This is a genomic window from Fuerstiella sp., from assembly GCA_022447225.1.
GTDB lineage: Bacteria > Planctomycetota > Planctomycetia > Planctomycetales > Planctomycetaceae > S139-18.
This window is the reverse complement of sequence record JAKVAZ010000022.1, coordinates 17,505-28,341: the sequence shown is the minus strand read 5'-3', so window position 1 is coordinate 28,341 and position 10,837 is coordinate 17,505. Positions and strand designations below refer to the sequence as shown.

The 10,837-nt window shown below is 52.5% G+C and carries 9 protein-coding genes, 2 tRNA genes and 1 rRNA gene; 6 read left to right on the top strand and 6 right to left on the bottom strand.

From position 1 onward, the window contains the following. The 3 genes from MK110_19360 to MK110_19350 all read right to left on the bottom strand — a co-directional run. Positions 1–642 (bottom strand): 23S ribosomal RNA (locus MK110_19360); the annotation flags it as partial. Positions 643–936: 294 nt separating this feature from the next. After that, positions 937–1,009, bottom strand: a tRNA-Ala gene (locus MK110_19355). Positions 1,010–1,077: 68 nt separating this feature from the next. Then, positions 1,078–1,151, bottom strand: a tRNA-Ile gene (locus MK110_19350). 341 nt (positions 1,152–1,492) lie between these two features. Here MK110_19350 and MK110_19345 point away from each other — a divergent pair. From MK110_19345 to MK110_19330, 4 genes are all read left to right on the top strand, one after another. Then, a complete protein-coding gene (locus MK110_19345) occupies positions 1,493–2,332 on the top strand; it encodes a hypothetical protein (GenBank protein MCH2213463.1) in 840 nt (279 codons plus the stop codon). Between the two features lie 31 nt (positions 2,333–2,363). Next, on the top strand, positions 2,364–2,534 hold the full coding sequence (locus MK110_19340; GenBank protein MCH2213462.1) for a hypothetical protein: 171 nt from the start codon (positions 2,364–2,366) through the stop codon (positions 2,532–2,534). Between the two features lie 369 nt (positions 2,535–2,903). Next, positions 2,904–3,290 carry a hypothetical protein gene (locus MK110_19335; GenBank protein ID MCH2213461.1) on the top strand — a complete coding sequence of 129 codons (387 nt, stop codon included), beginning with the start codon at positions 2,904–2,906 and terminating at the stop codon, positions 3,288–3,290. Positions 3,291–4,037: 747 nt separating this feature from the next. Beyond that, a complete protein-coding gene (locus MK110_19330) occupies positions 4,038–4,391 on the top strand; it encodes a hypothetical protein (GenBank protein ID MCH2213460.1) in 354 nt (117 codons plus the stop codon). Between the two features lie 263 nt (positions 4,392–4,654). On the opposite strand, the gene MK110_19325 is transcribed toward MK110_19330, so the two are convergent. Further along, a complete protein-coding gene (locus tag MK110_19325; protein MCH2213459.1) occupies positions 4,655–5,149 on the bottom strand; it encodes a nitroreductase in 495 nt (164 codons plus the stop codon). Positions 5,150–5,771: 622 nt separating this feature from the next. After that, positions 5,772–7,172 (bottom strand): sigma-54 dependent transcriptional regulator, encoded by a 1,401-nt coding sequence (locus tag MK110_19320; protein MCH2213458.1) that lies wholly within the window; start codon positions 7,170–7,172, stop codon positions 5,772–5,774. Positions 7,173–7,689: 517 nt separating this feature from the next. Between MK110_19320 and MK110_19315 the strand changes: the two genes are divergently transcribed. Next, positions 7,690–7,839, top strand: coding sequence for a hypothetical protein (locus tag MK110_19315; protein ID MCH2213457.1), 150 nt, complete (start codon positions 7,690–7,692; stop codon positions 7,837–7,839). Positions 7,840–7,944: 105 nt separating this feature from the next. Next, a complete protein-coding gene (xseA, locus tag MK110_19310; GenBank protein MCH2213456.1) occupies positions 7,945–9,159 on the top strand; it encodes an exodeoxyribonuclease VII large subunit in 1,215 nt (404 codons plus the stop codon). A 391-nt stretch (positions 9,160–9,550) separates the two neighbouring features. Here xseA and MK110_19305 read toward each other — a convergent pair whose 3' ends face one another. Further along, positions 9,551–10,477: a UbiA family prenyltransferase gene (locus tag MK110_19305; GenBank protein MCH2213455.1), complete on the bottom strand. Its 927-nt coding sequence runs from the start codon at positions 10,475–10,477 to the stop codon at positions 9,551–9,553. Between the last annotated feature and the right edge of the window lie 360 nt (positions 10,478–10,837).

The window sequence follows — 10,837 nt, the reverse complement described above, 5'->3', positions numbered from 1 at the left end:
TGAGGCTCCAACCTTGAAGGTTTTAACCAGGCCGTCGACGGTAACTCGCCGGATCATTATGCAAAAGGCACGCCGTCACACATAAATGTGCTCCGACAGCTTGTAAGCGTGTGGTTTCAGGTACTTTTAACTCCCCTAGAAGGGGTGCTTTTCATCTTTCGCTCGCGCTACTTTACACTATCGGTCGTCAATAAGTACTTAGCCTTAGGAGATGGTCCTCCTGGATTCAGACCGGGTTTCACGTGACCGGCCCTACTCGGGGAACCTCACGAAGTTCGGTCAGCTTTCAAGTACGGGACTATCACCCTCTGTGGTTCCGCATTCCATCGGATTCTTCTAGCCGCCGAATTTGTAACTTCATATGTGAGCCCCACAACCCCGCCGGACAAGCCGACGGTTTAGGCTATTTCCTTTTCGCTCGCCGCTACTAAGGAAGTCGCTGTTGCTTTCCTTTCCTGTGGTTACTTAGATGTTTCAGTTCACCACGTTCGCCCCGTACACCTATGTATTCAGTATACGGTAATTCAGGAATCCCGGGATCAACGCTCGTTTGACAGCTCCCCCAGGCTTTTCGCAGCCTTCCACGCCCTTCATCGCCAATTGACGCCAAGACATCCCCCACACGCCCTTTCGTGTCTGGCCACCAAGATCCACGGTCAGCTGACCAAAGACCTTAGACCGACACGGTAACGATTCATTCATCGAAACAAGTCGGCACTTGTTTCGATACTGCTCGGAAGTGGAATCCGGACCTGCCATAAGGCAGCCGGTGTCCACTCCGGAAAACGCAGTTTAGATGCCACTTAGACTTTTTCTGATTGTCAAAGATCGTTGCCGCAACTTGACTTAGGTTCAAAATCGCGGGCAAAACACTGTATCGGCGACGGTTCACACCGTCAACAGTCTGAATCTGTTTTTTGACAAGATTCAGGTCAGTGGAGACGATCGGGCTCGAACCGACAACCTCCGCCTTGCAAGGGCGGCGCTCTCCCAGTTGAGCTACGTCCCCAAATTCAATCTATATTCATCAACCAATGAACGTCGAAAGGCAACCGGCCAGATCGGACGACCCCACATTGGACGTGGGAGGACTCGAACCTCCGACCTCAGCTTTATCAGAGCTGCGATCTAACCAGCTGATCTACACGTCCTCACTCAATCTCCCGGGAATGGAGAAAGGGCAAAACATTCTGCCAATCAAGATGAGACCTGTCCAGCCCACCTCACAGCTTCTCACTGCCAGTAACCAGTCGGTCAGAGCAACACAAATAAAGTCGGGAAACTCCGGTCAGACATCTCGCGATTTTTGCTACAAAATGCATCGAATTCGAGGAATTGCGAATCCCGAGCAGAGTTTCGTGGTCTCTCTGGCATCTCAAGGGACTTCGGAAATATGATTCCGAAGCAGGCTGCGACGCTGGACATTGTGTCAGCGTTTGCGGTCCAACGTAACGTCGTTGCCCATTCCTTAACCGTTCACGGCACGCTCTGTATGAGAGATCCCAGAATCAGATTTCGCTCCCGCGGTCTGGCAGCCGTCCTGGCATTCCTGCTTCCCGGGGCCGGTCATCTTTATCAGGGTCGCCGACTCAAAGGCGGTATTTTTGCGATCTGCATTCTTTCTACATTTTTCGCAGGCTTGATTCTTGGGGAAGGACAGCCCGTGTATTGCCAGGTCATCCGTACCGCCATTGGCGGTACGGTATCTGCCCAGATGAATCAGGGGCGTTATCACACCGAAAGAAGTCTGGGCTATTATGTTCAAATGTTCGTGGGCGCCCCGGCATTGCCGGCCGTGGTCCAGTCGTGGAGATATGGGTCGGGCAATAACAAGCCCTACGAACAGACAGACCCCCTGATTGTGACCTTCGAGGGACACGTTCTGGGCACAGATCCCGATCATAGTCAGCGAAACCTGGCAATCAGCGGTGAACTGACTTATGACCCGGTGCGGGACCAGCGAGCCACCGGAACGGTGTCCGGAACCACAAAGGATGGTGAACAAGTCAGTTTCCAACTGAACGATTCGCCAATCCTTGGACGACCGGTGTTCGGATCGCCTCAACAGGAGATTCTTTGTGAGATAACTCCCGATGAATCAGGTCGCCCCAGGCAGTTGATCGGTACCACAAAACGTCCATTCCTCAACTGGTTTCAGGCTCCCCGAGACAATGAAGAACTGGACCGAATGCACAGCCGCCTGAACCAGAAATTTGACATCGCCTGTGTCTTCACATGGGTAGCAGGACTACTGAACATCATGGCCATCTGGGACGCCTATGACGGCCCTGCCTACGGCTATGGAGATGAAGACGACACCCAAAATGACTGACAGCGCCCGTTGACGCCTCGAGAAACCTTTGATGCCAACTATTTTTTATGCAGTTCCCCTGGCGATCTCGATCAGTCTGGTTTATTGCGCAACCCGCTATGAATTGCCTCAACGAATTTTCAGAGCGTCCGCCACAATGTTCGTCAAAATTCTGATCGGCATGGCTGTCATCTACGGGATACTGACATTGTTCTCATCCTAATTCAGTAAGAACGTGAAACGTTTTGGTCCCTCGCACTGATTGAGGTATGAAAACTTCACCGGCGCCTCGTTCGACAGCAGCCTTTTGCGTCCGGTCCGTCGATTCGGCGGGAAAGAGTCGACTTGAAGATGCGAGATCTTTTTGGTCGCCTCATTTGACCGTGCACCCGACTGGCTTGAAATGTTTAGGAATTCCGCCCCGATCGGCTCAAATTGCAATGGTCAACTCCACCGGTTGGCCTTCCGTCGGATGACAAGACAGGGCTAAAAAATTTCGGAGCATACACTCTCTGAACGCGACCTGATTTCGTGGCCAGAAAAACAAATCAAAGACGTAGTTCCCCCTAGTCGCCCCATACGGGAGATGCCCATGTCAGCGGCACAGCCAATCACCTTCGGTGACAACGTTCGTGTGATCGCTGCCTCGGAAACAAAAAAATCCCGACTGAGCGGCCGAACCGGCCAGGTCTCGGGCGTCACCACGCCGTCAGTCACAAATGTTCAGCTGATCGGCAAACTGAAGGAGGATTTAGCTTTCAACGTGTACTTTGAAGACCAGGAGGAATCGTACTGGATCGTTGCCGAACTGCTTGAATTTGTCGACCATGGTGCGGGAACCGAAATCACACTCGAAGGTATACCGACAAAATGGACGCGCAACGCTGAGGGTGGCTGGGATGAATCCACCACAGAACCGAGTGAAAAAAAACGAGGCTTTCTGTCACGGCTGTTCGGACTGCTTAACAAATACCGCTGAGAATAAACAAATAGAGAAAAACAGACGCCCACATTTTGTTTGCACCACTGATGACCGACTGTCTGACCTGCTGTTGTCCGGCAGTACCGAAAATCGGACTCAGTCCATTGACCTGCCACTCAATGTCCGGCTGCGACGCGCTGTCAGCTGGCACGTGTCGAACGAGTACTGACATAAGAAGAACGTGATCAATTCCACTGGTCGTTTGATTCCGGACGTTTCCTGACAGTGGCAGAATCTGCCGAAAGTACTCCACAATTCCGTCTTTGTCTGTTTCTGCCCCTCATCAATGATGGCTCGCCAGGTGACGGGATTTGGGTTACAGCCGACTCCGGATGCATACCGTCTTAGCTGTTTTGTTTAACAGGTTCCCAACGACACACGGAACGGGAAAACGGCCCGCATCAGCCCGACTGTTTCGCGTGAAAGAGTGCTTATAACAGCATCAACCGTGTCTGGTTGTGGCTTGTAGCCCACGTGCGGACAGCACCACTAGTCCCTACAGAATGAACCTGGTACGGATCCCTAAAACCACCAAGCATCAATCCCCTCAGTTTAACAAACCATGCAAAAACCCCATATTCCTCCGATATTAAAACTCGAAGAGAAGAACTTGAGCGAGCAAGGTTATCCGCATACAGTTAATGGACTTGGTCAGAAAATCACGCGCGAATTCGAGCGAAGGATTGCTCAATTGAGTTCCGTGTGAAGCGCACATTCATCAATGTGATTCAGGGAAGATTCACAATGACTCGCACACATTTGCGATTGTTCGCCCCCTTGGAAGAACCTGTGGTCAGGGAGCGGGATGTCATGGACACAGATCGTCCCAACATTCTTCCATTCCCCCCTCGGAGCAGGGCAATCCTGATTAGTGGTCGTTTCACGGCACCGTCAGACCGTGCTCGCATGATCCGCAACAACGGCGTATGTCCCGATTGTGAACTCACAGACGTGGAACCGCTGGAACTTAAAGACGCGGTGCTCAGTCGTCAGAATCACAAACCCATCCCGGGAACAGCAACGATCGTCGGATTCCACTGCAACCACTGCGGAAACGAGTGGCCAGTCTATGAACTGACAACTCGCTGCAACGGTTGATGAAAGTAAAGCATCCGGTGAATAAACACAGGAACTTCTGAGTTTGCCGAAAATCACCGGCAGCATGCTGGTCAGTCGTTCTTTTCGCTCAGCAAACTGAACAGCCGGTTAAATCCCGGACCGGCAGCGTGGGGCGAGTGATGCGGTGATGTTTCAGTATTCGGTGTCTGTAAGTGAAACACTCCGCTGCCCATGTTGTATCTGGCAGGATCCGGTCTCCACCTGTCGTTTTTCAACGCACTGTTAACGCGGCGGTGAGCAAACTATCCCCGGAACCATTGAATCTTATCCTCTGCGGGTGAACGATCACCGTCCGGCCACTCGTCGTCGGTAAAGCCCAGATAGAACAGACCAAGAATCCGATCATCGGACGCAAGTCCCAAAAAATCACGGAACTGATCGCTGCAGACTGCCTTTCCGGACGACCAGTAACCTGCCAGACCGTAGGCAGTTGCCGTGAGGTGTAAATTCTGCACAGCGCAGGCTACCGCCTCAATTTCTTCAACTTCAGGAATCTTCCGGCTCTCCTGACGCTTCATCCCAACAGCAATGACATGCGAAGACCTCCGACACGACTCAACCAGTTTGTCAGCCTTTGCCGGCTTCAGGATATCCACCGGAGTGACGATTCGATAAATCCTGGCCAGTTCATGACCAAGCGACTCTCTTGCAGTGTCGCTGAACACGAAGAATCGCCATGGTTCGGTCATCCCGTGTGTCGGAGCCCAGTTGGCGTTTTCCAACAGCACTGAAATCACAGAATCATCAATACGTTGAGTGTTGAACTGTGACGGCTTGATGCTTCGGCGTCGTCGAATCAGCTCTGAGACAGCATCGGAATGAATAATTATTCTCCTGGAAACTGTAGTTTCAATTCACAAACCATGCGGCCCCTGGACGCCGGCTGAAAGCCGTTCCGGGAGGATTTGAAATCGTTGAACCGGACTCTCATGTCCAGTTTAGCATTCCGCAGAAGGAGATCATTGCCGGAAGACCTATTCTGCTCACAATAATTTCACCTGCAGATCCGCCCCGGTTACCAGGCCGGTTGCGCGACGACGGGCTGTGTGAGGTGGCAGGGAAATAATGTGATGGTATCAGGAAACCGCAGTCGAAAATTCACTGGTCCGCGAAAACGGCATCCGTTGGTCGCTGAGTCGATGCCCGACACAAAACAATCAACACCTCGTGTAGGCCGGATTCGGTCAGGCTAATCCATGACCACGCAGATCAAAAACGTCTGCCAATATCCTGTTCAACAAATGGTTGAACACTCAATTGCCCTGACGTCATCCGCTTACTGCGGAACTCATCCTGGAACCCACGAACCTGATGGTGGACTCTTTGTCCGGACAACTCATTTTGCGCACCATCGAATGCTCAGACGTGCTTATACACGGATTCAAAATCGATGTCGTATCGTTTCATCTTTTTGTAAAGTGTTGTGCGGTTAATCCCCAGTGTCCTGGCCGTATTTTGACGATTCCATCCATTGGCTTCCAGGGCCTGGACAATCAACTGACGTTCCGAAAGCGTCAGAGCTGTCTTAAGAGATTCAGTTCCCAGTTGAGCGTCCGCACCTGCCACCGGTCCCTGCAGGTCGCAAATTTTTTCGGGCAAATCACTCTTTGTGATTACATCACCGGGTGACAGCACGACAGCCCGTTCAAGAACGTTCAACAGTTCACGCACATTGCCGGGCCAGTGATACTGCTGCAGAGCCTGCATGGCCTGATCGTCGATACCGTGAATGCTGCGTCCGGCGTGATCATTGAACTGTGTCAGATAGTGTTCTGCCAGCAAAGGAATGTCGCCGATTCGATCACGAAGTGAGGGCTGGGTCAGCGTGATGACATTGATGCGGTAATACAGATCTTCACGAAACTCACCGCGTTGAACGGCCTGCTCAAGATTCTCATTGGTAGCCAGAACAAGACGAACGTCAATTTTATGCGTCTCATTGCCGCCGACAGGTTCGAATTCCCGATCCTGAAGCACTCGAAGAAGTTTAACCTGAAGCTGAGGTGAAGCAGTCGCGATTTCATCCAGAAACAGTGTACCGCCATCAGCCTGAAGGAACTTACCAACTTTGTTGTGAGTGGCTCCGGTGAATGCTCCCGCTACATGACCGAACAATTCACTTTCCAGCAGACTGTCCGGCAAAGCACCACATGCCACTTCCACGAACGGACGATCAGTACGATCACTTAAATGATGAATACTGCGTGCAGTCACCGTCTTACCGGTACCACTTTCACCCAGAATCAGAACTGTCGTTCGCGTGTCTGCCACACTTTCGATCAGTTCAAACATTCGCAGCATCTTGTAGTCCTTACCGATGATACTGGAAAGTCCGTGTTTTTGACTGAGCTGCGCCTTGAGCTTAATGTTCTCCTGCATCAGCTGCCGCTGACCAATCGCCCGTTCAATCGACAGACTCAGCTCGTCGTCAATAACGGGTTTAGTGAAATAGTCGAACGCCCCCATCCGAATCGCTTCGACAGCGCTTTCGATTGTTCCGAAACCCGTAAGCAAAATAACTTCGGCATCGGGTGAGTTTTCTCGTGACCACTGCAGGAGTTCGAATCCGTCACGATCGGGCAGATTCACATCACAGACCACGACTTCGAACGGGAATTCTTCCATTCGCTGAATGGCTTCTGAACAATCGCCTGCTGTTTCAGTGCGATAACCGAGACTGCGGAGATAATCCGCCATAGCCACGCGAATGTGTTTGTCGTCATCTACGACCAGTAGCGAACCGGAATAGGCTGTCGCCATTTTTATTCCCCTCAAGTTGTCACCGAACAGCCAGTGCATGCCGGACATGCTCACGCTGTCGTATTCTCAGAATTAGCCGGGAGTCCATAACAGGTTGCGACGGTGATACTGATCGGATCCGTCCGAACACCAGTCAGCCTGCATTCGCGGGGAGAACCTGAGTACTCTCCGGCACACATGCTGAAAAACACCGCAAAAAATAAAGTCAAAACCGAACGTCGCGATTGTCAACAGAAAGGGGATGCAGAACCCTAGGTTGCGTTTCGCCATCAGGTGATCCGGCACAGCCTCAACAGGCACTGAATTCGATGTTCCTGAACCTGCTTGACTCAAATTCGCTGCTTCCGGAAGATTCCGTGCAACCGGCTCGCCCGTTCCGCCGTCGAGTCGTTAAACGCCGTGCCTCTGAGTGATGACCGTACAGCCGCATTCGGTCTTAAGTGGTGGACAATACCTGCCGAACTGGTGTTAAACCGGTGGCTTCAGCATCTGTTGATGACACCTGAAAGAATGATTTATGGATGCGATCGCTGCCCTGCTCGCACTAACTCTGATGGAAACCGTGCCGGGCATCGACAACATTATTTTCATCAAAATCCTCACAGACCAACATCCGGTCGTTCAGCGGCCGGTCACGGGGATCGCATATGGTGACGCTGCCGGCTGAGACCATCGGCACCGACGTGAACAGGGGTCTGTCTATGATTACAACGTAATTCTCTCTGGTCGTAAAAATGATTAATACTCAACTGCGACAACGAGGAACGAAACCGTGAGCGACCTGCCAATTGTCAGTGTGACAGAACTGGTTTCTGCCTATAAAGAAGTTGTGGAAACAGCACTCCCGCCGTGCTGTGTCGAAGCGGAAGTCTCAAATTGCCGAAAGTCACCCGCCGGACACTGGTACCTGACGCTCAAGGACGACGGTGCCGAAATTCGCGGCGTCATTTGGCGAAGCACCGCTTCACGCTTGAAGTTTGAACCCAAAGACGGACTCCAGGTTTTGGCCACCGGAGGTCTGCAGGTTTACGTCGCCCGAGGAAACTGTCAGTTCATTATCAATCGTCTGACCCCCCAGGGATTCGGAGAACTCGAACTGGCGTTCCGGCAGCTCAAAGAAAAACTGGCAGCAGACGGTCTGTTTGACGAAGGACGTAAGCGAACATTACCAGAATTTCCGCGACGAATCGCGCTAATCACCAGCCCTGCCGGTGCAGCCGTGCGAGACATGATTCAGGTCATTCTGCGCCGCTGGCCTGCTGCGCAGATTGTGATCCTGCCGGTGCCCGTGCAGGGCCCCGGTGCCGCAGATCAAATTGCGAGTGCACTGAATGGTGTCAAACGTATTCCCGACGTGGATGTGGTCATTACAGGTCGAGGCGGGGGGAGTCTGGAGGACCTGTGGGCATTCAACGAAGAAGTCGTCGCTCGAGCGATCGCCAATTGTTTTGTTCCGGTTGTTTCTGCTGTCGGACATGAAACGGACGTCTCGATAGCCGATCTGGTCGCCGACCGCAGGGCGCTGACACCGAGCGAAGCAGGGGAACTGGTCGTACCGTCGCAGAACGAAATACGGCAACAGATTTCTCAGCTGGCACAGCGTTTGGATCGCAGTGTTTCAGGGCGCCTTGAACGGCACCGCCTTCAGTTGGCAGCAATCCGGGCTCGATCTGTTTTCCGAAAGCCTATGACACTGATTGACGATCGTCGTCACCGTCTCAATGAACTCACAGAACGCGCTCAGAGGGCAATTGAGCTGCGTATTGAGCGATGTCATCAGCAACTTGCAGCAACTGCAGCATCACTGGATGCCCTTAGCCCTCTCAAGGTGCTTGCACGCGGCTATTCACTGACAACCGACATCGACGGTCACCTGATCAGCTCAATCGACGACCTGCATGACGGACAGCTGCTGAACACACGTGTTGCCGGCGGACAGATTGTCTCTGCAGTCCAGTCAGTGAGTTCCGGTGACCTGACAGATTAATCGGTGATGTCACCACATCGGATGCCCGCAATCAGACAGTTTTCTGTGAACGAATCTGATTGCCGGCATTCAGCCAGACGTTCTGCAGCTGCTCACAGTATTCCGGACATCGAAGTCAGTCATCGTGACTTGCAGGTATCGTCCGTGATGAACGAATCATCTGGAGGTTCCGTAAAGTCTACCGGCCACACTGTTGGTTGCACTGCCCCCCCCGGGAGCAGTGATAATCGGACCGGGAACTCATTAATCGTCAGCAGCAATCTCGCTCTGACCAAATTCAGACAAACGTCCTGGTGCTGTGGTCCCTGGTAAGCCCGATGAATTCGGCAGATGTGCCGAGTGAACTGCGCATAATGGTGGTTTGTATCCGATCATCAGCGTCACGGATGATTCAGGACATCGGTATCCATCTGCGGAGCACAACAGCAGGTATGACCAGCAGCAAAATGATCACTTCGAGCAGGACGCTGCCCGTCGATGCAAACACCACGACCGCATCCAGAACAATAATCCAAAGCAGCATCCTGCCCACAGTTCTTTGCAGCACCGATGATTGTCCGTCCCGGATTGCAGAAACGCCTCGTGCAACCGTCACTCCGACAATGATTGTGAACTGCAGCAGAGCAACCCATGCCGTGGTTGCATCCTGCTGAGTCGGCAGAATCGCAGCGGCACTCAGACAGACCCCTGCCGCAGCCACGATGAGACCCGCAATCAACCCGAATCGCGACGCATTGCCGGCCTCGTTTCGGGCGAACCAGGTCACACCAATGATGTATACAGCCAAACCTGTCGATACTCCCAGGACCGGAAGCTCCCATGCCGTCGCTGTACCGACATCACTCACGACAGTACTGGCCCCCAGTGACAGATTTAGAAATCGACAGCCTGCCATACTGACGGGGCCGGCCCAGGTGGATTTCAGAACAGCATCATACAACAAAACTGCAGCGGCAATCAGACACGCAACATTCAGACTCTGTCCCTCCCGACCGGCGGCCAACCAGGCACTCACAGAGGCAAGCAGACCGGCCAGGATAAGCATTGTGCCGACAAATGCCGCGCTCGACAGAGAAATCCGTCCGCTCGGGACGGGTCGCTCGGGTCGTTCAACCGCATCCAGTTTTGCGTCAAAGACATCATTAAGAACCATTCCACCGAGATACAGTCCGGCACTGCTAAACAGCAGACACGCCAGAACCAGCACGTCGGGTCCAGCTGCCGAATCGTATGTAGCGGCAAGAAAGTATCCACACAATACGTCGGCCATGGCCGTAAACACTGTGGGAATTCGAAACAACTGCAGCCAGTTCAGCATCAATCAACCCTTTAGGAGAGCGACAGGACTAAGATCGTCGTGCTGCGGCCGTCAGAAGTCCTTTGATCATTTTGTCTTTTGATTCAGCGGATCCAGCATTCGTACCGAACAAGCGATGACGACTCCAGGAGACATGTATGGCAAACACGTCATTCGAAAACGTGACAACGTCACAGGTCAATATTCTGAATTTTCGCCGATCAGCCCATACTGTGCCAGTTTTGCATGGGAAATCACAAACGGCGAGCTGTGAAGACATGAAATGTTGACTGTGTTATTCTTGGAGTCAGAAGGGGGAGTGATTTTCCCTGGTTTATTTACGCTATCGTCAGGCGAAGATACAAACGCGTCTGCCTGTCA